Genomic DNA, 21107 nt, shown 5'->3' with positions numbered 1-21107 from the left:
CCTCGCTGGCCTGACGACTTTTCTTCTCTCCCCCCTTTCGCTTTTGCTTCCCCTCTGCCATGTTAATAGTCCTTTTTTGTCAGGCGCCTGCCTGATGAGGTCAGAAGAATAAGGAAGCCGGCTATGCACTATCACCGTATCCCCCATAGCGCTCTTGAAATAAGCACGCTGGGCCTTGGCACCATGACGTTTGGTGAACAGAACAGCGAAGCCGACGCTCACCAACAGCTTGATTATGCCGTAAGCCAAGGCGTGAACCTGATTGACGTCGCGGAGATGTACCCCGTCCCGCCGCGCCCGGAAACCCAAGGGTTAACAGAAACCTACGTGGGCAACTGGCTGAAGAAAAGCGGCAATCGCGACAAGCTTATCGTCGCCTCAAAGGTCAGCGGCCCAAGCCGCAATAACGACGCGGGCATCCGCCCAAACCAGATTCTCGACCGCAGAAATATTCGCGACGCGCTGGACGCAAGCCTTAAGCGCCTACAGACCGACTACCTCGATCTCTATCAGGTTCACTGGCCGCAGCGCGCCACCAACTGCTTCGGCAAGCTGGGCTACACCTGGACGGATAACGCGGTTCCCGTCACGCTGCTGGAAACGCTGGAGGCGCTGGCAGAATTCCAGCGCGCCGGGAAGATTCGCTATATCGGCGTCTCGAACGAAACGCCGTGGGGCGTGATGCGCTATCTACAGCTGGCGGAAAAGCACGACCTGCCGCGCATCGTCACCATTCAGAACCCGTACAGCCTGGTAAACCGCAGCTTTGAAGTGGGCCTTGCCGAGATAACCCAGCGCGAAGGCGTTGAGCTGCTGGCCTATTCCTGCCTGGCCTTCGGGACGCTAACCGGGAAATACCTGAACGGCGCGAAGCCCGCTGGCGCGCGCAATACGCTGTTTAGCCGCTTTACGCGCTACAGCGGCGAGCAGGCCGAGAAAGCGGTTGCGGCCTATGTCGACGTGGCAAAACGCCATAATCTCGATCCGGCGCAGATGGCGCTGGCCTTTGTCAGGCGTCAACCGTTTGTTGCCAGCACGCTGCTGGGTGCAACCACGTTGGAGCAGCTAAAAACCAACCTTGAGAGCCTGCATCTGGAGTTAAGCGAAGAGGTGATCGAAGAGCTGGAAGCGGTGCATCGCGTTTATACCTACCCTGCACCGTAAAATGAATAGCGGCGGATGGCGCTAGCGCTTATCCGCCCTACATATTGATTAAACGTAATGATCGAAAACGTATGTCGGATAAGCAAAGCGCCATCCGACATTTACCACGAAACCGTAGGTCGGATAAGCAAATGCGCCATCCGATATTAACCACGAAACCGTAGGTCGGATAAGCAAAGCGCCATCCGATATTAACCACGAAACCGTAGGTCGGATAAGCAAAGCGCCATCCGACATTAACCACGAAAACGTAGGTCGGATAAGCAAAGCGCCATCCGACATTAACCACGAAACCGTAGGTCGGATAAGCAAAGCGCCATCCGACATTTACCACGAAACCGTAGGTCGGGTAAGCCGCAAGCCGCCACCCGAAACCCGACACAAAACAACTACTTCTGACGTATCTGCCAAATCCACAGCGCGCTAATCGCCAGCGCAAACACCGCGCCAAAGCCAATGCCGATGCCGACAATCGGCGCGCCGGTTTTCACCGCCAGCGAATACAGGCCGAGCATCAGCAGCATCGCCGTGTTCTCGCCCAGATTCTGCACCGCTATCGCGTTCCCCGCGCCGACCGTGCGTTTACCTCTTTCCTGTAGCAGCGCGTTAAGCGGCACGACGAAGAACCCACCGAGCACGCCTATCAGCAGCAGCAGGCCGTAAGCCGGCAGCAGCGCGTGCTGCAGCGAGAAGAACAGCACGCCAACGCCTATCAAAATCCCGGCTGGCATACAGCGCGCCACGGTTTCAAGCGTCACCAGCTTCGCCGCAGCCCCGGCACCCACGACGATACCGACCGCCACCATCGCGTTCAGATAGGTTGGGGTCGCGTTATCCGTAATCCCCAGCGCAACCGGCACCCACAGCACCAGCAGGAAGCGCAGCGTCACGCCCGCGCCCCAGAACAGGCTGGTGCCGACGAGGGAAAAACGCGTCTCGCCGTTGCTCCACAGCGAGCGGCAGGCGGTGAAAAAGCTGCGCGTCATCGGCGTAAAGCGCCACGACTGCCCCGGGCGGGCCGGAGCAAGCTTAGGAATAAAGACGTTCGCGACGACCGCCCCCGCGTACACCAGCACGCAAACGCTTAGCGCGGCGAGAACGTGCCAATCGGCCAGCACGCCGCCCGCCATCGACCCCAGCAAAATGGCCGCGATGGTCGAGGACTCCATAATCCCGTTGGCTTTAACCAGGCGATCGCCGGTTGTCAGCTCGCCGAGAATGCCATACTTCGCGGGCGAATAGGCTGCCGCGCCAACGCCCACCAGCGTGTAGCCGACAAACGGATTAAAGCCAAAGCAAATCACCGCCGCGCCCGCGAGCTTAAGCCCGTTGGCGAACATCATCACCCGCCCTTTTGCGAAGCTGTCCGCAATCTGGCCGACGAACGGCGCGAAAAGGATGTAGGCCGCCACAAACACCATTTGCAGCACCGGCTGACTCCAGTCGGGATAAAACTGCTGCTTGAGCACCGCAAGCGTCGCGAACAGCAGGGCGTTATCGCCGAAGGCCGACAGGAACTGGGCCGCCGTAACGGCCTTCATTCCTTTTGACCAGAGAGGGGTATCGTGTAACGCGCTATCACGCATTTTCAGACTCCATTTGCGCCTTCAGGGTAACGAAGTCCGGCTTGCCGCTGCCCAGCAGAGGCAGCTGCTTCATAAAGCGGATATCGCGCGGAACGGCCAGCTCCGGCACGCCGTGCTGGCGGGCATACTGCAGCAGTTTTTCGCGGGTCAGATCGGCGTCGGTGGTGTACATCACCAGCGCTTCGCCTTTTGCAGCGTCGCTCTTGATAACCGTGGCGTGCATTTTGTCCGGGGAAACGCCCAGCGCAACCTGCTCAACCATCTCCAGCGACACCATCTCACCGGCAATCTTGGCGAAGCGCTTGGCGCGGCCCTGAATAATGCAGAAGCCCTGCTCGTCAAACTTCACGATATCGCCGGTGTCGTACCAGCCTTTTTCGATTTCGCCCAGCGCGTTTTCCGCCTCCGGCGCTTCCAGCACGCCGGGGTTTTCGACGCGCAGATAACCGTTCATGATGTTCGGCCCTTTAAGCTGCAGGCGGCCGCCGTCTTCGATGCCCGGCACGGCCATCAGGCGCGCGTCCATCGCGGGCAGAATGCGCCCAACGGTGCCCGGTTTGGCGGCCATCGGCACGTTAATCGACACCACCGGCGCACACTCGGTAACGCCATAGCCTTCCAGAATGCGCAGGCCGAACTTGTCCTGCCACAGCTGCTTAGTGCTTTCCTGAAGCTTCTCGGCACCGGCAACCACGTAGCGCAGGCGGTAGAAGTCGTAAGGATTGGCGAAGCGCGCGTAGTTGCCGAGGAAGGTTGAGGTGCCGAACAGCACGGTGCAGTTGCGGTCATAAACCAGCTCCGGCACCACGCGGTAATGCAGCGGACTTGGATAAAGGAACACTTCCGCGCCGGTCAGCAGCGGCGTAAACAGGCCGACGGTCAGGCCGAAGGAGTGGAACAGCGGCAGCGCCGACATAAACCTGTCGTTGGCGGTGAAATCCGCGATGGTGCGAATCTGCTCGACGTTCGCCAGCAGGCTTTTGTGGCTGTGCACCACGCCTTTCGGATTGCCCTCCGAACCGGAGGTAAACAGCACCATCGCCGCGTCTTCCGGCTTCTGCTTCACCTGCGCCAGATGCGGCACGAACAGGTGGCCGAAGATCCACAGCTTATCGGCGAGCGTCACGTCCGCCTTCAGGTCTTCCAGGAAGACCCAGCGTACCTGCGTCAGCTGTTCCGGCAGGTGCCAGAGCTTGCCTTTATCGAGGAACTGGCGGGAGGTGAAAATGGTTTTGATCCGTGCGGCGGTTATCGCGCTGGTCAGGCCTTTCACGCCCGCCGTGTAGTTCATCATCGCCGGAATGCGCCCGCGAGAAGACGCGCCGAAAATAACCGCCGCGCTGATCGCCGCGTTAGGCAGCATCAGGCCGATGGTTTCACCCTGTTCGCTGTATTTATTGAGAATACGCCCCACAAACAGCGTTTTTGTCAGCAGCTTACGATAGGTATCGGGCTTGAAATTGATGTCTTCGATGCAGTTTTTGCGATCGCCGTAGCGGTACTGCGCCGCCAGCAGCGCATCAAACAGCGTTTCGCGCGGGCGCACCGCCATGCGGGCTTCCATCATAATCTGATGCAGCATTTCGCCCGCCATCTTGCGGCGTTCGCGCGCGCGCGGTGCTTCCGGCATGGGCACGGACGTTGGCGGCAGAATATGCAGGGTGATGCGTGGAAACAGACGCTGTTTGACCAGGCCTTTCAGGCGGCTAAAGAAGGTCAGCTCCGCGCCGTCGATGCGCAGCGGGATCACCGTCGCATTCGCTTTCGCCGCGACAAAACCCGCGCCCTCGTAGATTTTCATCAGCGAGCCGGTCACCGAGATGCGTCCTTCCGGGAAGATAACCACCGGGCGGCCCTGCTCCACCAGACGCACCAGATGCTTAATCGACATCGGCTTCGTCGGGTCGAGCGGCACAAAATCAATCAGGGACTTCAGCCAGCGCATGTACCACTGCTGGCTAATAGAGGAATAGACGGCAAAAACCGGACGCACCGGCAAAAACAGCGCCAGCAGAATGCCATCAATAAATGAGACATGATTCGGCACAATCAGCACGCGCGACAGCTTCAGCGCGTTGGTATCGCCCGTAATGCGCACTCTAAAAAGAATGCGAAACAGCGCGCGGAAAAAACCTAACAGCATATCAACTCCCTTTGTCGTTAATCGGCACAAACGCTTAAGTGTAGTCGGAGCAGATTACACGAGTCGCCCTGCTGGCGCGAGAGTGAGAGTGGAGCTGAAAAAAGGCAAAAAAAAACCTGCGCATCTGCGCAGGTCGGTGCAAGAAGAATTGTACGCATAGCGTACGAAGAATTCTCACCAATCAATACCTCTGGGATCTGAATTGTGGCGCAGGACGAGAGGGCTAACCAGCGGGAAAACGCAAAGGAATGAGCCGAAGTGCAACCAGGTGTTTAAAACCTCGCGTCTTGTTACAGGTGGCGAATTTGAGGCAAAAAAAAACCTGCGCATCCGCGCAGGTTGGTGTAATTCATCGTGGTCAGCATCAGGCGCCGACACCACCTATCAATACCTCTGGGACTTAAAATGTAGCAGCGCCTGCGCGACTTCCGCCATGTCGAAATCGCAACAGCGCACTGCAAACTGTAAGCAAAGATTTTGTCTGAAATCATTGAAAATCCGCAACATGGCGATACCTGCCGCTGCGCCTGAAGGGGTGAGTGATTTCCCGTGTAACGCTTACACGCACGGGCGGGCTGTTTTCATCAGCTTTGCGAGCGTGGCGGCAGTTGCACCCTTGAAGTGGCGCGGCTTTTCCGTAACACTTAAGCTTGTGTAACCGCTTACCCAACAGGAATTCGATTATGGCGACAATAAAGGATGTAGCACGGCTTGCAGGTGTTTCTGTCGCCACGGTTTCCCGCGTGATTAACGCGTCGCCCAAGGCCAGCGACGCCTCGCGCCAGGCGGTGAACAGCGCGATGGAAGAGCTTAACTACCATCCCAACGCCAACGCCCGCGCGCTTGCCCAGCAAACGACCGAAACCATTGGCCTGATCGTGGGCGACGTGTCCGACCCGTTCTTTGGCGCAATGGTCAAAGCGGTTGAGCAGGTGGCCTACCGCACCGGCAACTTTTTGCTGATCGGCAACGGCTATCACAATGAGCAAAAAGAGCGCCAGGCCATCGAACAGCTGATTCGCCACCGCTGCGCGGCGCTGGTCGTTCACGCCAAGAAAATCCCCGACGCCGAGCTAACCTCATTAATGAAGCAGATGCCCGGCATGGTGCTGATCAACCGCACCCTGCCCGGTTTTGAAAAGCGCTGCGTGGCGCTCGACGACCGCTACGGCGCATGGCTTGCCACCCGCCATCTTATCCAGCAGGGCCATACCAAAATCGGCTACCTGTGCTCCAACCACGCCATCTCCGACGCCGAAGACCGCCTGCAGGGCTATTACGACGCGCTAACCGAACACGGCATCCCGATTAACGATCGCCTGGTGACCTTCGGCGAGCCGGACGAAAGCGGCGGCGAACAGGCGATGACCGAGCTGCTGGGCCGCGGCAGACATTTCTCCGCCGTCGCCTGTTACAACGACTCGATGGCCGCAGGCGCCATGGGCGTGCTCAACGACAACGGCATAGACGTGCCGAAAGAAATCTCGCTGATAGGCTTTGATGACGTGCTGATCTCGCGCTATGTGCGCCCGCGTCTGACCACCGTCCGCTACCCGATTGTCACCATGGCAACCCAAGCCGCCGAGCTTGCGATGGCGCTAGCCGAAAACCGCCCGCTGCCGGAAACCACGCACATCTTTAGCCCAACGCTCGTCCGCCGCCATTCGGTCATTGCCGCCACGGGCGAATAGCCCGCCCGCGAAAAGCGTGATCCTCGTATGACAATTCGCACGGCGAGGCGGCATGTCCCTCTCCCCTTCTGGCTCCTGTGTTAGACTGCGAAAAACTGCGGCATCGCGACGGAAGACTTAATCAGGAATGAATCGATGGTAACAATGCTGGATGTCTCGCTACGCGCAGGCGTTTCGAAAGCAACGGTATCTCGCGTGTTGAACGGCACCGGGCAGGTGAAAGAAAGCACCCGCGAGCAGGTTTTTAAAGCGATGGAAGAGCTGGGCTACCGGCCAAATTTTCTGGCGCGATCGCTGGCTAACCGCAGCAGCAACAGCGTCGGTTTAGTGGTTTCAACCTTCGACGGATTTTACTTCGGCCGCCTGCTGCAACAGGCTTCCCGCCAAACCGAAGCGCACGGCAAGCAGCTTATCGTCACCGACGGCCACGACACGCCGCAAAAAGAGCTGGATGCGGTGCAGATGCTGGTCGACAGACACTGCGACGCCATCGTGCTGTACACGCGTTTTATGTCAGAGCGGGCGTTAATGTCGCTGATGAGCACCATCCGCGTGCCGCTGGTGGTGATTAACCGCGACGTCACCCAGGCCCGCGAGCGCTGCGTTTTCTTCGAACAGCAGGACGCGGCGTTTCAGGCCACCGAATACCTTATCGGCCAGGGCCATCGCGAAATCGCCTGTATCACCGTTCCCATCTCTACGCCAACCGGCCAGGCCCGCCTGATGGGCTATCGCAAAGCGCTGCAAAAACACGGCATTCGCTTCAACGAGGAGCGGGTGAAAAACGGCGACTCCACCATGACGGTAGGCCACCAGCTCTGTCAGGAACTGCTGGAAAGCGGCGTGCCTTTTACCGCGCTGTTTGCCTGCAACGATGATATGGCGCTGGGTGCCTCGAAGGCGCTGCACCAGGCGGGGATTCGTATTCCGGAGGATATGTCGCTGTTCGGCTTCGACGACGCGCCGAGCGCGCAGTGGCTACAGCCCGCGCTCTCCACGGTCTACCTGCCTATTGATAACATGATTACCACCGCTATCGACCAGGCGATTAAACTGGCGAACGGCGAGCCGCTGGAGCCTATCCCGCCGTTCGTGGGCACGCTGGTGCTGCGCGATTCCGTCGCACCCGGCCCCTACTTCACCCGCGCTAAATCATAGCTCCAGAGCGAGCAGCTCTTCGATGGTCTGGCGGCGGCGAATTAACCGCGCGCTGCCGTTATCAAACAGCACTTCCGGCAGCAGCGGGCGGCTATTGTAGTTAGACGACATAGACGCGCCGTAGGCCCCTGTATCGTGCAGTACCAGATAATCCCCCACCGCCACCGGCGGCAGCGTGCGGGTCTCAACTTTGCCGCCTTCCTGCTGGGTAAACACATCCCCGGATTCGCACAGCGGCCCGGCGACCACCGTTTCAACCGGCGGCTGGGCATACAGATCGCGCCCGTCGCCCGCCAGGGCTGAAATATGGTGATAGCTGCCGTACATCGACGGGCGCATGAGATCGTTAAACCCGGCGTCGATCAGCACGAAGTGGCGCGATCCCATGTTTTTCACCGAACGCACCTGCGCGACCAGCACGCCGGACTCCGCCACCAGGAAACGCCCCGGCTCAATCTCAAGCTTCACCGCATGACCCAGACGCTCGGCGATTTTGTCGCGCGCCGCGCTCCACAGGCCGAAATAGTGATCTGTGTCGATAGTCTCTTCGCCTTCGCGATAGGGAATCGACAGGCCGCCGCCTGCGGAAATCGCCTCCAGATCCTGCCCGAAATCGAGAACCTGCTGCACCATCGCGCCGCAGACGCGCTCAAGGTGGCCGTAATCCACGCCCGACCCGATGTGCATATGAATGCCGACCAGATGCAGGCCGTAGCGCTGGATCTGCTCTAGCGCCTGCGGGAGATCCGCATGCCAGATGCCGTGCTTGCTGTTCTCGCCGCCCGTATTCGTTTTCTGGCTGTGGCCGTGGCCGAAGCCTGGGTTCACGCGCAGCCAGACGCGGTGGCCTGGCGAAACCTCGCCGAGCTGCTGGAGCATGTCCACGGAACCGGCGTTAACCGGTATCCCCTGCTCCGCCACCAGCGCGAGCGTGGCCTCATCGATCATATCGGCGGTAAACACGATATCGTCTTTCTTTTCCTGCGGGTTGAAGCCCGCCGCCAGCGCCCGCACGATTTCCCCCTGGGAAACCGAATCCACCTTCACGCCCTGCTCGCGCATCAGGCGCAGAATATGAATATTGGAGCAGGCCTTCTGGGCAAAGCGAATCACGTCGAACTTGCGCAGCTGGGCAATCTGCCGGCGAATGATGTCGGCGTCGTACGCCCAAACCGGGCAGCCAAATTCAGCGGGCAAAGCCAGCAGGTTCTGCGCGTTGAGCGCGGTGTCGTTGGTGTTGAGTGGGCGTGGCATGGTCGGCTCCGGCAATCTGTTATTTCAGCTATTACGCCACAGCGCGAAGTGAAGAAAAAATATCGATTTCTCGCGAGTCTATTCAGATATGATATATCTATAAACCATGGCGGGTGGCGCTGCGCTTACCCGCCCTACTAAACTTTCGTAGGTCGGGTAAGCGCAGCGCCACCCGACAACACAGCCGGATAACGCCTACACTCAATGCCCTCAATCAACCTTCGCCATATCGAAATCTTTCACGCGGTAATGACCGCGGGCAACCTCACCGAGGCGGCGGGGCTGCTGCACACCTCGCAGCCTACGGTGAGCCGCGAGCTGGCGCGTTTTGAGAAGCTCATCGGCCTCCAGCTTTTTGAACGCAGCCGGGGCCGTCTGCACCCGACGGTTCAGGGGCTGCGGCTGTTCGAGGAAGTGCAGCGCTCATGGTACGGGCTGGACAGAATCGTCAGCGCCGCCGAAAGCCTGCGCGAGTTTCGCCAGGGCGAGCTGTCTATTGCCTGCCTGCCGGTCTTTTCGCAGTCTTTTTTGCCGCAGCTGCTACAGCCGTTTCTGGCGCGCTACCCGGAGCTAAGCCTGAACATCGTGCCGCAGGAATCGCCGCTGCTCGAGGAGTGGCTCTCCGCCCAGCGCCATGATTTGGGCTTAACGGAAAATATCGCCACGCCCGCAGGCACGGAGAGGCAAACGTTGCTGACGCTAAACGAGGTGTGCGTGCTGCCCGCCGGGCATCGGCTGGCGCATAAAAAAGAGCTGACGCCGCAGGATTTCGCCGGGGAAAACTACATCAGCCTGTCGCGTACCGACAGCTACCGGCAGCTGCTGGACTCGCTGTTTCAGGAGCATGACGTGAAGCGCAGAATGGTGGTGGAAACGCACAGCGCGGCGTCGGTTTGCGCCATGGTGCGGGCGGGTGCGGGCGTGTCGGTGGTCAACCCGCTCACCGCCCTGGACTACGCCTCAAGCGGCGTGGTCGCCCGGCGCTTCAGCGTGGCGGTGCCTTTTACCGTGAGCCTGATTCGCCCCCTGCACCGCCCCGCCTCCGCGCTGGTCAGCGCCTTTAGCGAGCATCTGCACGACAACATGCATATCTACATCGACCCGCTAAACGCGCTGCTTGACGCCTAGCTACCGCTCGGTGACCGGCTGAGGGTGGCCGGTGCCGCCGCTGAAGTTAATCAGGCAAATAATCAGCCCGATGACCGCAAGCCCCGCGGCCGCCACCGGCACCGCCGTGAGCCCGTATCCCCGGTCGATAACCGTTCCGCCAACCCACGCGCCCAGCGCGTTGCCGACGTTAAACGCCGCGATGTTCAGCGTGGAAACCAGGTTTGGCGCGTCCTTACCGTGCAGCACCACGTTGATTTGCAGCGCGGGCACGGTGGCAAACGCCGCCATCGCCCACAGAAACAGCGTGATTTCAGCCAGCCACATGCCGTGGCTCGTCCAGCGGAACAGCAGCGAGAAAATGGCGATAAACGTAAAGCTCAGCATCAGGCTTACCGACACCTTCCAGTCGGCCAGCCGCCCGCCCAGAATATTGCCGACCGTCAGGCCCGCGCCCATCAGGAACAGCGTCCAGCTCACGCCCTGGTGCGTGATACCCGTCACCTGGAGCAGCATCGGCGCGACGTAGCTGAACAGCGCAAACATCGCGGCGGCAAAGAACACCGTCATCGACAGGGATAGCCACAGCCTGCCGTTGCCCAGCGCGCTGACCTCGCGCTTCATATCCGTAGGCGCCTCGTCTTTTTGCGAAGGCAGGCTGACAATCAGCGCGATAAAGGCAATCACGCCGATGGCCGCCACGCCCCAAAAGGTGGCGCGCCAGCCGTAAAGCTGCCCAAACCAGGTGCCGATCGGCACGCCCAGCACGTTGGCAAGGGTCAGGCCGGTAAACATCAGCGCCACGGCGGACGCCTTGCGGTTCGGCGCAACCAGGCTTGCCGCCACCACCGCGCCAATCCCGAAGAACGCCCCGTGGCACAGCGCGGTAATAATGCGCGCCAGCATCAGGAAGTTGTAGGAAATAGCCACGGCGCACAGCAGGTTACCGATGATAAAAATCACCATCAGCAGCACCAGCGAAAGCTTGCGCGGCAGGCGGGCCGTCAGCAGCGCCATGATAGGCGCGCCAATCGCCACGCCCAGCGCGTAGCCGCTGATAAGCCAGCCGGCGGTCGGAATCGAAATGTGCAGATCCCCCGCCACGTCGGGCAGCAGGCCCATGATTACGAACTCCGTCGTGCCGATGGCAAACGCACTCATCGCCAGCGCCAGCAGGGAAATTGGCATGGAAAAAACTCCGGGTTGCAGAAATGACAAAAGGCGGAAAGCTAAAGCTCGGCCGCCAGATTTGCGAGGATGTCAGAGGAGCAGCTTATTGAAATAGTGTGCGCTGCTTAACAAATTTATAACACAGAATGCGCCGGGGATGACCCGGCGGGCCGTGAGGATAACGCTTTACGCCGCTTAATTGACTGAAAGCGCGAAGAAAAAAAATTACTCCCCGTCGAGCATAAAGCTTACGGCGTCCACGGCGTGGATAGCGGCGGTATCGAACACCGGCAGCGGGCAGTCTTCCTGCCCCAGCAGCAGGCCAATCTCCGTGCAGCCGAAAATCACGCCCTGCGCGCCCTGCTCGTGCAGCGCGTTAATCACCTGCTGATAGTAGCGTTTGGATTCGGCGGTGATTTTGCCGAGGCACAGCTCGTCAAAAATAATCTGGTTGATGCGCAGGCGCTGCGGCTCGTCGGGAATCAGGGACTCGATGCCGAACTCAGCGCTCAGGCGGCCACGATAAAAATCCTGCTCCATGGTGTAGCGCGTGCCCAACAGCGCAACGCGCTTCGCCCCCCGCGCGGCAATCGCCCGGCCGGTGGCATCCGCAATGTGCAGGAACGGCAGCCCGCAGCGTGATTCAATGTGGTGCGCCACCTTGTGCATGGTGTTGGTACACAGCACGATGCCCTCGGCCCCGGCCTTTTGCAGGCCAAGCGCCGCGTCCGCCAGCATCTCTCCGGCCTTATCCCAGTCGCCGCTGGACTGGCAGGCCTCAATCTCGTGGAAATCGACGCTGTGCAGGACAATCTTCGCCGAATGCAGCCCGCCCAGCCGCGCCTTCACGCCCTCGTTAATCAGCCGGTAATAGGGAATGGTCGATTCCCAGCTCATGCCGCCCAGCAGGCCTATCGTTTTCATCGTGGTCACCTTTGAGAGTTATTTCCTCGGTTATAGCAGAGGTTGCCCACGGCGGGAAAGCGTGATCCCCGCAGCAATTCTCGGGCGCAGGCTATCGCAAATTCTAAATTCACGGTACGATTAACAAAATGAAACAACGTTTCACTTAAATAAGGACTGGCGAATGTTTACCTTTTTTAAAGACACAACTCTGGAAGACTTGGGCGCGGGCGTAAGCCGCCGCATTCTGGCGCACGGCGGCAAAATGATGGCGGTGCAGGTGAATTTCGAAACCGGTGCCGTCGGCCCGATGCACAACCATCCCCACGAACAGCTGACCTACGTGCTCTCCGGCGAGTTCGAATTCACCATTGGCGAAGAGGTGCATACGGTGAAGGCGGGCGATACGCTCTATAAGGAACCGCACGTCATGCACGGCTGCGTGTGCCTGGCAGCGGGCACGCTGTTGGATACCTTCACGCCGATTCGTGAAGACTTTTTGAAGTCATAAGCCGCAGGGCGGGTAAGCGTAGCGCCACCCGCCGCTGGACAAAACGTTAAATAATTTTTTCCATTTCGATGCGGTTTTCAACTTCCATACGGCTACCCATCGCCTGGCGCAGCAGCACCATGCCCGTCGCCACGATCAGCCCCACCATCGCGGCAAGCACGATAATCAGCGACTTGCGCGGGCCGTCCGTTTTCACCGGCAAAGAAGGCTGCATTTGGTACTTGTACGGGTAGAAATCAACATCGGCGACGTTAATCGCTTCTAGCTTCTTCAGCAGGTGCTCGCGGTTTTGCAACGCCGCGTTCAGCTCGCTGACATCTTTGATCGACTGTTCGATCTTCAGCTTTTCAGCAAGCCCGTCGGCACCCAGGGCAACCGAGTAATCCGGGTCGTCTTTTACCGCCTGGCCGTTGCTGTAGACCGGCTTTTTGATTCCGGCGGCGTTTGCCACCTGCAGGGAGTAGCCCAGACGTTCGACCTTAATGTTGTGCTGATTTTCCAGCATCGTGCGATCCAGCTGGAGCTTGTCTTTCTCAAAGGCAATCTTCAGTTCTACCGCATTTTTAAGATCCTGAACGACATCCTTATTCACCCTTTGCGCAATGAACTCAACGTAGCCGTTCAGCACCTGCTGGGCGTCAACCGCGTTAGGCGCGGTAAAGCTTAACGTCCAGGAAGAGTAAGGCGCGCTATCCGGGTTCTTCGGATCGGCGTTGTTTTTGGATTTGAACTTCTCCGAAACGGCAATGATTGCGCGATGCAGCTCGACCTTATCCACTTCTTTATTGCTGAGCAGCGCCTGCACATAAGGCGAGTTTGCGAGGAACTCTTCACGCAGCGCCTGGGATTCATACTTCTTCAAAAACATGTTGTACACCTGGCCCGCGTCCACCTGGGCACCGACGTCCAACACCGTCATGTTGATCATCGCGCGGCGCAGCTCGATCATCTGCTCGTTTTCAGGGGGGGTGATAACGGCTTCGCTGGTCCATTTTTGCGGCAGCAGGAAGCTGGCCGCCAGTCCCGCGAGGGCAAAGATAAAAGTGATGGCAATAATCTGCTTTCGGGCGGCAAACAGCGTCGTCAAAATATTCAGCAAATCTATTTCTTCACGAGGCGCGTGAAGCATCTGGTAAGAGGGGGCGCTTTCTAGCTGACTGGGTTTCACTTCGATAGTAGACATAAGTGGCCGTTAAAGGTTGGATGAAAAACGAACTGCACTAAACGCCAGACGCGAATAATTCACGCCCGCTTTTTGCGCGCAGAAAGGATGAAGGTTGAAACTGTTCAAACCGCTGAAATGCAGCACATCATTTCCCTGTGAACATCACTTTCGATTGCAAGCCATTGTTGAAAAGGCATTTTTCAGCAACGTCACCGCAACTGCCTGGCGTTTACGTCCGCTTACGATTGGTTAAAATTTGCCTTTATGAACGGCTATTATTCCTAAGATTAATCTCAAAAACAACTACCATCTCTGGCAGCAATACAGGCGGCGTTTTTTTGGATATTTGTTTGTAAATAGTGCCAAAAAGCTGCTCACTTCAAATTTTCGAAACACCGTTTCGACTCCGATCACATTTCCACGATTTATAGAATGACGCGGTTACAAATAGTAATAAGATGAATTAAAACGCTGTTTTATAAATCAGGAACCACAGTTTGCGTGTTTATGAAACCTGTACCTCAGCGAGAGTTTAACAAAGACGCTGCTGGTGAATTACCCCTATAAAATCAATGAATTATTCGCTTGACAATTAAGCTAGCTCGTCGCCTGGCGCAGATTAAGCCGAGTGACGACGGGCGAAGGAACGTGCGGTTTTTACCAAGAATTTGTAACACCCGTTTTTTAACCTTTGGCTACCAGGTAGGTCTGTATGAATGAAAACAAGATGCTGGGACTGGCGTGGATATCACCCTATATCATAGGGTTGCTTGTCTTTACCGCCTTCCCATTTGTCTCATCTTTCTTCCTCAGTTTTACTGAGTATGACTTGATGAATCCGCCGGTGTTTACCGGCATCGAGAACTATCGCTACATGCTGACCGAAGATTCGCTCTTCTGGAAATCCATGGGCGTGACCTTCGCGTACGTGTTCTTAACCATCCCGTTAAAGCTTGCTTTCGCCCTTGGCATCGCATTCGTTCTGAACTTTAAGCTGCGCGGCATCGGCTTCTTCCGCACCGCTTACTACATTCCTTCGATACTCGGCAGCTCCGTGGCGATTGCCGTTCTGTGGCGCGCCCTGTTCGCCATCGACGGCCTGCTGAACAGCTTTATCGGCGTGTTTGGCTTAGACCCGGTGAACTGGCTGGGCGAACCGTCGCTGGCGCTGATGTCGGTGACGCTGCTGCGCGTCTGGCAGTTTGGCTCGGCGATGGTCATTTTCCTGGCCGCGCTGCAAAACGTTCCGCAGTCGCAGTACGAGGCGGCGATGATCGACGGCGCGTCAAAGTGGCAGATGTTCATGAAAGTGACCGTGCCGCTGATCACCCCGGTCATCTTCTTTAACTTCATCATGCAGACGACACAGGCGTTCCAGGAGTTTACCGCGCCGTACATCATCACCGGCGGCGGCCCGACCCACTACACCTATCTGTTCTCGCTCTACATCTACGACACGGCGTTCAAATACTTCGAAATGGGGTACGGCGCGGCGCTGGCGTGGGTACTGTTCCTGGTCGTGGCGGTCTTTGCCTCCATCGCCTTTAAATCATCGAAATATTGGGTGTTCTACTCTGCCGATAAGGGAGGCAAAAATGGCTGATATTCAACAAAGCCAGTTACCGGCAAACGGTGCGGCAGACCTGGCCGAACAGGAAGTTCAGCGCACGCTGCGCCGTGAAAAGATTAGCCGCGTCATCCGCTACGTGATTCTGCTGGCGGTCGGCCTGCTGATGCTTTACCCGCTGGTGTGGATGTTCTCGGCGTCGTTTAAGCCGAACCATGAGATCTTCACCACGCTCGGCCTGTGGCCCGCACACCCCACCAGCGACGGCTTCGTCAACGGCTGGAAAACCGGCACCGAATACACCTTCGGCCACTATATGTGGAACACGTTCCAGTATGTGATCCCGAAAGTGATCCTGACCATTATCTCCTCCACGGTGGTGGCGTACGGCTTCGCCCGTTTTGAAATCCCGTTTAAGAAATTTTGGTTCGCTACCCTGATTACCACCATGCTGCTGCCAAGCACCGTGCTGTTAATCCCGCAGTACCTGATGTTCCGTGAAATGGGCATGTTGAACAGCTATCTGCCGCTTTATCTGCCGCTGGCGTTCGCGACCCAAGGGTTCTTTGTCTTCATGCTGATCCAGTTCCTGCGCGGCGTGCCGCGTGACATGGAGGAAGCCGCGCAGATCGACGGCTGTAACTCCTTCCAGGTGCTGTGGTACGTGGTGGTGCCGATTCTTAAACCGGCCATTATCTCCGTCGCCCTGTTCCAGTTTATGTGGTCAATGAACGACTTTATCGGGCCGCTGATCTACGTCTACAGCGTGGACAAATACCCGATTGCCCTGGCGCTCAAGATGTCTATCGACGTCACCGAAGGCGCGCCGTGGAACGAAATTCTGGCAATGGCGAGCATCTCCATTCTGCCGTCGATCATCATCTTCTTCCTGGCTCAACGCTACTTCGTACAGGGCGTGACCAGCAGCGGAATTAAAGGTTAAGTGAGGGAATATCATGGCTGAAGTAACGTTCAACAAATTACAAAAAGTGTACTCCAACGGCTTCCAGGCGGTTCACGGTATCGACCTGACTATTGCCGACGGCGAATTTATGGTGATCGTCGGCCCGTCCGGCTGCGCGAAGTCCACCACCCTGCGCATGCTGGCCGGCCTTGAAACCATCAGCGGCGGCGAAGTGAGAATCGGCGAGCGCGTGGTCAACAACCTCGCGCCAAAATCGCGCGGCATCGCGATGGTGTTCCAGAACTACGCGCTCTACCCGCATATGACGGTGCGCGAAAACCTCGCCTTCGGCCTTAAGCTCTCCAAAATGCCGAAGGAGCAAATCACCGCCCAGGTCAACGAAGCGGCGAAAATCCTCGAACTTGAAGAGCTGATGGACCGCCTGCCGCGCCAGCTTTCCGGCGGCCAGGCCCAGCGCGTGGCGGTAGGCCGTGCGATCGTTAAAAAGCCGGACGTCTTCCTGTTCGACGAGCCGCTCTCTAACCTGGACGCGAAGCTGCGCGCCTCGATGCGTATTCGTATCTCCGACCTGCACAAGCAGCTCAAGAAAAGCGGCAAACCGGCGACCACCGTCTACGTCACCCACGATCAGACCGAAGCGATGACCATGGGCGACCGTATCTGCGTGATGAAGCTGGGCCACATCATGCAGGTGGATACGCCAGACAACCTCTATCACTTCCCGAAAAACATGTTCGTGGCGGGCTTTATCGGCGCGCCGGAAATGAACATCAGGCAGAGCTTGCTGATTGAAAAAGACGGGCGCCTGCAAATTAGCGTGGGCAACGACACCCTGGCGCTGAACGAACGCCAGCAGGAACGCTGCGCCGCGTGGAAAGACAAGGACGTGTTCTTCGGCATCCGTCCTGAATTTATCTCAATCTCCGATGAGCCGTTCGCTGAGAGCCATTCCAGCGGAAAGATGGTTCGCGTGGAGAACATGGGCCATGAATTCTTCGTCTACCTGAAGGTAGCCGACTTTGAAATGACCTGCCGCATTCCTTCCGACGAAGCTAAGCCAATGATTCAAAAAGGCCTTCACCGGAAGGTGTACTTCAAGTTCGACATGGAAAAATGTCATATTTTTGACGCTAAAACAGAACAAAACATCTCTCTCTGAGTGAGTCTACGATAATGAAAAAATTAGTGTTGAGTACCCTGATTACCTCTACTTTAGTCATGGCCGCCGGGTCGGCGTTTGCCGACGAGCAGGTCGATTTGCGCATGTCCTGGTGGGGCGGCAACGGGCGTCACCAGGTGACGTTAAAAGCGCTGGAAGCGTTCCACAAGCAGCACCCGAACATCACCGTGAAGTCCGAATACACCGGCTGGGACGGGCACCTCTCGCGCCTGACCACGCAGATCGCGGGCGGCACCGAGCCTGACGTCATGCAGACCAACTGGAACTGGCTGCCGATCTTCTCGAAAACCGGCACCGGCTTCTACGATCTGAACGCCGTGAAGGGCGATCTGGATCTGTCGCAGTTCGATCCGAAAGAGCTACAGTCCACCACGGTTGACGGCAAGCTGAACGGCATTCCGATTTCCGTCACCGCCCGCGTCTTCTACTTCAACGACGAAACCTGGAAAAAGGCGGGCGTCAGCTATCCGAAAACCTGGGACGAGCTGATGGCGGCGGGCAAAACCTTCGAAAGCAAGCTCGGCAAACAGTACTTCCCGGTCGTGCTTGAGCACCAGGACACGCTGGCGCTGCTGCGCTCGTACATGGTGCAGAAGTACAACATCGGCGAAGTGGACGTTGCCGGTAAAAAATTCGCCTACAGCAAAGAGCAGTGGGTTGAGTTCTTCGGCATGTACAAGAAGCTTATCGACAGCCACGTCATGCCGGACACCAAGTACTACGCCTCGTTCGGCAAGAGCAACATGTACGAGATGAAGCCGTGGATCGAAGGCGAGTGGGCCGGGACGTACATGTGGAACTCCACCATCACCAAGTATTCCGACAACCTGAAGCCGCCGGCGAAGCTGGATCTGGGCGCGTACCCGATGCTGCCGGACGCCAAAGACGCGGGCCTGTTCTTCAAACCGGCGCAGATGTTCTCAATCAGCAAAACGACCAAGCACCCTAAAGAATCGGCGCAGCTGATTAACTTCCTGCTTAACAGCAAGGAAGGCGTGGAGGCGTTGGGACTTGAGCGCGGCGTACCGCTGAGCAAAGCAGCGGTAGCGCAGCTCACCGCCGACGGCGTGATCAAAGACAACGATCCGGCGGTAGCGGGCCTGAAGCTTGCGCAGTCGCTGCCAAACCACCTGACCACCTCGCCGTACTTTGACGATCCGCAGATCGTCTCCCTGTTCGGCACCTCCCTGCAGTACATCGACTACGGCCAGAAAACCGTGGAAGAAACCGCCGCAGAGTTCGAACGTCAGGGTAACCGCATCCTTAAACGTGCCATGCGTTAATTTCGAAAGCTAAGTACCCGTACCCTGCCCCGCTTGCGCGGCAGGGTATTTTTTTAACCGATAAGGATCTTCGTCATGGCTAAAGGCAAAAAAATCCAGCTTTCCTTCCGCTCGCGACGCGACAAAGAAACCGGCAGCGAGGTCTTGCGCCTCACCCCGCCGCACGTGGTTTGCCACCGCAATTACTTCTACCAAAAATGCTTCAGCGGCGACGGACAAACGCTTATCTTCGGCGGCGCGTTCGAAGGCCACTGGAACTATTACGGGCTGGATCTCAACAAACAGATCGCCACCCAGCTTACGGAAGGCAGCGGCGACAACACCTTCGGCGGCTTTTTATCCGCCGACGATAAATCGCTGTGGTACGTGAAAAACACCCGCGAGCTGCGGCGCGTCGATCTGCAATCGCTTGAGGAATACGTCGTTTACGAAGTGGACAGCGACTGGGTAGCCTACGGCACCTGGGTGGCAAATTCCGACTGCACGAAGCTTGTCGGCATTGAGATTAAAAAAAGCGACTGGTCGCCGCTCACCGACTGGCAAAAATTCCGCGACTTCTACTTCACAAGCCCTGAATGCCGCCTGATCCGCATCGACCTGCAAACCGGCGAGCAGACGACTCTGCTGCAGGAAAAGCGCTGGCTCGGCCACCCGATTTACCGCCCGTTCGACGACCAAACCGTCGCCTTCTGCCACGAAGGCCCGCGCGACGCCATCGACGCCCGCATGTGGCTCATCAACGAAGACGGCAGCAACCTGCGCAAAGTGCGCCAGCACGAGCCGGGCGAAAGCTTTACCCACGAATTTTGGGTGCCGGACGGCTCGGCGCTGTATTACGTGGCGCACAAAGAAGGCTCCGCGCACCGCTACCTGTGGAGCGCCGATCCGCACACGCTGGAAAACCGCCAGCTGCGCACTATTCCGCCGTGCTCGCACCTGATGAGCAACCACGACGGCTCGCTGGTGGTCGGCGACGGCGCGCCGCACAAAACCGGCAACATCGATCTTAACGATCCGTTTATCTGGGTGTTCGATCTGCAAAAAGGCACGCAGAGAGCGGTGTGCGCGCACAATACCTCATGGAAGGTGATAGACGGCGACCGCCAGGTCACACATCCGCATCCGTCGTTTTCGCCGGATAACCAGTGGGTGTTGTATACGTCAGATGAAGAAGGGATGCCCGCTTTGTATCTGGCGCGGGTGTAGGTATGACGGCGGATGGCGCTTCGCTTATCCGCCCTACAACTTGAACGGTAACGTAGGTCGGATAAGCGAAGCGCCATCCGACACACAATCACTCAATCAAAACCACTCAAATCAACGTGCCAACCAACCGCCGTCAACCGCCACGGTATAACCGTTGATGTAATCCGACGCGCCGGAAGCCAGGAACACAATCGGCCCCATCAGATCGCTTGGCAGACCCCAGCGGCCCGCAGGGATACGCTCAAGAATCGCGGCGCTGCGCTCTTCGTCAGCACGCAGCTGCTGGGTATTGTTGGTGGCCATATAGCCCGGCGCGATGGCGTTGACGTTGATGCCGTGCTTCGCCCACTCGTTCGCCAGCAGACGGGTCACGCCCATCACCGCGCTCTTGGAAGCGGTGTAAGATGGCACGCGGATGCCGCCCTGATAAGAAAGCATAGAGGCAATATTAATGATTTTGCCGCCGTTGCCCTGGGCGATGAAATGCTTCGCCACGGCCTGAGACATAAAGAACACGCTCTTAATGTTCAGGTTCATCACGTCGTCCCAGTCCTGCTCGCTGAAGTTGATCGCGTCTTCACGACGAATCAGGCCCGCGTTGTTAACCAGAATATCGATATGACCAAACTCGGCCACCGCGCGGTCTAACAGCGCCGGGATACCGTCGATCTTACGCAGGTCAGCGGTCAGGCTCAGGAAGCGACGGCCCAACGCGATCACCTGCTCGATGGTCTCCTTCGGCTCAACGATGTTAATGCCGACGATATCGCAACCGGCCTGCGCCAGGCCCAGCGCCATACCCTGACCGAGGCCAGTATCACAGCCGGTCACAACCGCAACTTTACCCTGTAGGGAGAATGAATCCAGAATCATGGAGGTTTCCTTTTAGTTCGAGCCTGCGCGGGCAGGCGTTTCTGGAAAAATATTGTTCACGCAGTAAGCGCACCTTCACACGAAGAACTTATGCTGAAAACACCGTTCCGTTATCTTTGATGGCACCATACTAATCATCTTGAAACTCCATTTCAATTATATTTAAAACATCGTTTCAATTTTGGAGATATATTCTCTCGATCTGATAATGGGATCACGGT

General features: G+C 57.7%; 18 protein-coding genes. 11 read left to right on the top strand and 7 right to left on the bottom strand.

Features of this window, described 5'->3' with window-relative positions; all coding sequences use genetic code 11:
* The first annotated feature begins 123 nt into the window (after nucleotides 1-123).
* Nucleotides 124-1164, top strand: coding sequence for an NADP(H)-dependent aldo-keto reductase (locus ACSPHG_RS04445; protein WP_435952324.1), 1041 nt, complete (start codon nucleotides 124-126; stop codon nucleotides 1162-1164).
* A 389-nt stretch (nucleotides 1165-1553) separates the two neighbouring features.
* Here the strand turns inward: ACSPHG_RS04445 and lplT are convergent, their stop codons facing one another.
* Nucleotides 1554-2750: a lysophospholipid transporter LplT gene (lplT, locus tag ACSPHG_RS04440; protein ID WP_435952323.1), complete on the bottom strand. Its 1197-nt coding sequence runs from the start codon at nucleotides 2748-2750 to the stop codon at nucleotides 1554-1556.
* On the bottom strand, nucleotides 2743-4893 hold the full coding sequence (gene aas / locus ACSPHG_RS04435) for a bifunctional acyl-ACP--phospholipid O-acyltransferase/long-chain-fatty-acid--ACP ligase (protein WP_435952322.1): 2151 nt from the start codon (nucleotides 4891-4893) through the stop codon (nucleotides 2743-2745). Before aas ends, lplT begins: the two co-directional genes overlap by 8 nt.
* A 268-nt stretch (nucleotides 4894-5161) precedes the next feature.
* On the opposite strand from aas, the gene ACSPHG_RS04430 reads away from it, so the two are divergent.
* The 3 genes from ACSPHG_RS04430 to ACSPHG_RS04420 all read left to right on the top strand — a co-directional run bounded on the left by ACSPHG_RS04430 (nucleotide 5162) and on the right by ACSPHG_RS04420 (nucleotide 7742).
* On the top strand, nucleotides 5162-5551 hold the full coding sequence (locus ACSPHG_RS04430) for a hypothetical protein (RefSeq protein WP_435952321.1): 390 nt from the start codon (nucleotides 5162-5164) through the stop codon (nucleotides 5549-5551).
* Nucleotides 5552-5576: 25 nt separating this feature from the next.
* Nucleotides 5577-6584 carry an HTH-type transcriptional regulator GalR gene (gene galR / locus ACSPHG_RS04425; protein ID WP_435952320.1) on the top strand — a complete coding sequence of 336 codons (1008 nt, stop codon included), beginning with the start codon at nucleotides 5577-5579 and terminating at the stop codon, nucleotides 6582-6584.
* A gap of 135 nt (nucleotides 6585-6719) precedes the next feature.
* The gene (locus ACSPHG_RS04420; RefSeq protein WP_435952319.1) at nucleotides 6720-7742 is read left to right on the top strand and encodes a LacI family DNA-binding transcriptional regulator; all 1023 of its coding nucleotides are present in this window, start codon (nucleotides 6720-6722) and stop codon (nucleotides 7740-7742) included.
* Here ACSPHG_RS04420 and lysA read toward each other — a convergent pair.
* Entirely contained in the window at nucleotides 7737-8996 is a 1260-nt protein-coding gene (lysA, locus tag ACSPHG_RS04415) for a diaminopimelate decarboxylase (RefSeq protein ID WP_435952318.1), read from the bottom strand. The genes ACSPHG_RS04420 and lysA overlap by 6 nt on opposite strands.
* Before the next feature lie 204 nt (nucleotides 8997-9200).
* Between lysA and ACSPHG_RS04410 the strand changes: the two genes are divergently transcribed.
* A complete protein-coding gene (locus tag ACSPHG_RS04410) occupies nucleotides 9201-10124 on the top strand; it encodes a LysR family transcriptional regulator (RefSeq protein ID WP_435952317.1) in 924 nt (307 codons plus the stop codon).
* On the opposite strand, the gene ACSPHG_RS04405 is transcribed toward ACSPHG_RS04410, so the two are convergent.
* Both ACSPHG_RS04405 and ACSPHG_RS04400 read right to left on the bottom strand, forming a co-directional pair.
* A complete protein-coding gene (locus tag ACSPHG_RS04405) occupies nucleotides 10125-11291 on the bottom strand; it encodes an MFS transporter (protein WP_435952316.1) in 1167 nt (388 codons plus the stop codon).
* A gap of 207 nt (nucleotides 11292-11498) precedes the next feature.
* Complete coding sequence (locus ACSPHG_RS04400; RefSeq protein ID WP_435952315.1) at nucleotides 11499-12197, bottom strand: aspartate/glutamate racemase; 699 nt, start codon at nucleotides 12195-12197, stop codon at nucleotides 11499-11501.
* Nucleotides 12198-12360: 163 nt separating this feature from the next.
* On the opposite strand from ACSPHG_RS04400, the gene ACSPHG_RS04395 reads away from it, so the two are divergent.
* Complete coding sequence (locus ACSPHG_RS04395) at nucleotides 12361-12687, top strand: cupin domain-containing protein (protein ID WP_435952314.1); 327 nt, start codon at nucleotides 12361-12363, stop codon at nucleotides 12685-12687.
* Between the two features lie 46 nt (nucleotides 12688-12733).
* On the opposite strand, the gene wzz(fepE) is transcribed toward ACSPHG_RS04395, so the two are convergent.
* Nucleotides 12734-13870, bottom strand: coding sequence for an LPS O-antigen length regulator Wzz(fepE) (wzz(fepE), locus tag ACSPHG_RS04390; RefSeq protein ID WP_435952313.1), 1137 nt, complete (start codon nucleotides 13868-13870; stop codon nucleotides 12734-12736).
* A gap of 694 nt (nucleotides 13871-14564) precedes the next feature.
* Here wzz(fepE) and ACSPHG_RS04385 point away from each other — a divergent pair.
* From ACSPHG_RS04385 to ACSPHG_RS04365, 5 genes are all read left to right on the top strand, one after another.
* On the top strand, nucleotides 14565-15455 hold the full coding sequence (locus ACSPHG_RS04385; RefSeq protein WP_435952312.1) for a carbohydrate ABC transporter permease: 891 nt from the start codon (nucleotides 14565-14567) through the stop codon (nucleotides 15453-15455).
* Nucleotides 15448-16362, top strand: a complete 915-nt coding sequence (locus tag ACSPHG_RS04380) for a carbohydrate ABC transporter permease (protein ID WP_435952311.1) — start codon at nucleotides 15448-15450, stop codon at nucleotides 16360-16362. The genes ACSPHG_RS04385 and ACSPHG_RS04380 overlap by 8 nt, the downstream gene beginning before the upstream one ends.
* Nucleotides 16363-16375: 13 nt before the next feature.
* The gene (locus tag ACSPHG_RS04375; protein ID WP_435952310.1) at nucleotides 16376-17503 is read left to right on the top strand and encodes an ABC transporter ATP-binding protein; all 1128 of its coding nucleotides are present in this window, start codon (nucleotides 16376-16378) and stop codon (nucleotides 17501-17503) included.
* Between the two features lie 14 nt (nucleotides 17504-17517).
* Entirely contained in the window at nucleotides 17518-18807 is a 1290-nt protein-coding gene (locus ACSPHG_RS04370; RefSeq protein WP_435952309.1) for an ABC transporter substrate-binding protein, read from the top strand.
* Nucleotides 18808-18882: 75 nt separating this feature from the next.
* Nucleotides 18883-20013 carry an oligogalacturonate lyase family protein gene (locus ACSPHG_RS04365; RefSeq protein WP_435952308.1) on the top strand — a complete coding sequence of 377 codons (1131 nt, stop codon included), beginning with the start codon at nucleotides 18883-18885 and terminating at the stop codon, nucleotides 20011-20013.
* A gap of 111 nt (nucleotides 20014-20124) precedes the next feature.
* Here the strand turns inward: ACSPHG_RS04365 and kduD are convergent, their stop codons facing one another.
* A complete protein-coding gene (gene kduD, locus ACSPHG_RS04360; protein ID WP_435952307.1) occupies nucleotides 20125-20886 on the bottom strand; it encodes a 2-dehydro-3-deoxy-D-gluconate 5-dehydrogenase KduD in 762 nt (253 codons plus the stop codon).
* Nucleotides 20887-21107: the final 221 nt, after the last annotated feature.

The sequence above is a fragment of the Dryocola baronae genome, from assembly GCF_051297175.1.
GTDB lineage: Bacteria > Pseudomonadota > Gammaproteobacteria > Enterobacterales > Enterobacteriaceae > Dryocola.
The sequence above is the reverse complement of the archived record's forward strand: the minus strand, read 5'-3'. Positions and strand labels throughout refer to the sequence as shown.

Excerpts from the sequence above, each read along its gene's own strand:
- lplT (WP_435952323.1), bottom strand. The coding sequence starts at position 2,750 with ATGCGTGATAGCGCGTTACACGATACCCCTCTCTGGTCAAAAGGAATG.
- ACSPHG_RS04445 (WP_435952324.1), top strand. The coding sequence starts at position 124 with ATGCACTATCACCGTATCCCCCATAGCGCTCTTGAAATAAGCACGCTG.
- kduD (WP_435952307.1), bottom strand. The coding sequence starts at position 20,886 with ATGATTCTGGATTCATTCTCCCTACAGGGTAAAGTTGCGGTTGTGACC.
- ACSPHG_RS04420 (WP_435952319.1), top strand. The coding sequence starts at position 6,720 with ATGGTAACAATGCTGGATGTCTCGCTACGCGCAGGCGTTTCGAAAGCA.
- ACSPHG_RS04375 (WP_435952310.1), top strand. The coding sequence starts at position 16,376 with ATGGCTGAAGTAACGTTCAACAAATTACAAAAAGTGTACTCCAACGGC.
- ACSPHG_RS04380 (WP_435952311.1), top strand. The coding sequence starts at position 15,448 with ATGGCTGATATTCAACAAAGCCAGTTACCGGCAAACGGTGCGGCAGAC.
- ACSPHG_RS04385 (WP_435952312.1), top strand. The coding sequence starts at position 14,565 with ATGAATGAAAACAAGATGCTGGGACTGGCGTGGATATCACCCTATATC.
- ACSPHG_RS04395 (WP_435952314.1), top strand. The coding sequence starts at position 12,361 with ATGTTTACCTTTTTTAAAGACACAACTCTGGAAGACTTGGGCGCGGGC.
- ACSPHG_RS04410 (WP_435952317.1), top strand. The coding sequence starts at position 9,201 with ATGCCCTCAATCAACCTTCGCCATATCGAAATCTTTCACGCGGTAATG.
- galR (WP_435952320.1), top strand. The coding sequence starts at position 5,577 with ATGGCGACAATAAAGGATGTAGCACGGCTTGCAGGTGTTTCTGTCGCC.
- ACSPHG_RS04400 (WP_435952315.1), bottom strand. The coding sequence starts at position 12,197 with ATGAAAACGATAGGCCTGCTGGGCGGCATGAGCTGGGAATCGACCATT.
- lysA (WP_435952318.1), bottom strand. The coding sequence starts at position 8,996 with ATGCCACGCCCACTCAACACCAACGACACCGCGCTCAACGCGCAGAAC.
- ACSPHG_RS04365 (WP_435952308.1), top strand. The coding sequence starts at position 18,883 with ATGGCTAAAGGCAAAAAAATCCAGCTTTCCTTCCGCTCGCGACGCGAC.
- aas (WP_435952322.1), bottom strand. The coding sequence starts at position 4,893 with ATGCTGTTAGGTTTTTTCCGCGCGCTGTTTCGCATTCTTTTTAGAGTG.
- ACSPHG_RS04370 (WP_435952309.1), top strand. The coding sequence starts at position 17,518 with ATGAAAAAATTAGTGTTGAGTACCCTGATTACCTCTACTTTAGTCATG.
- ACSPHG_RS04405 (WP_435952316.1), bottom strand. The coding sequence starts at position 11,291 with ATGCCAATTTCCCTGCTGGCGCTGGCGATGAGTGCGTTTGCCATCGGC.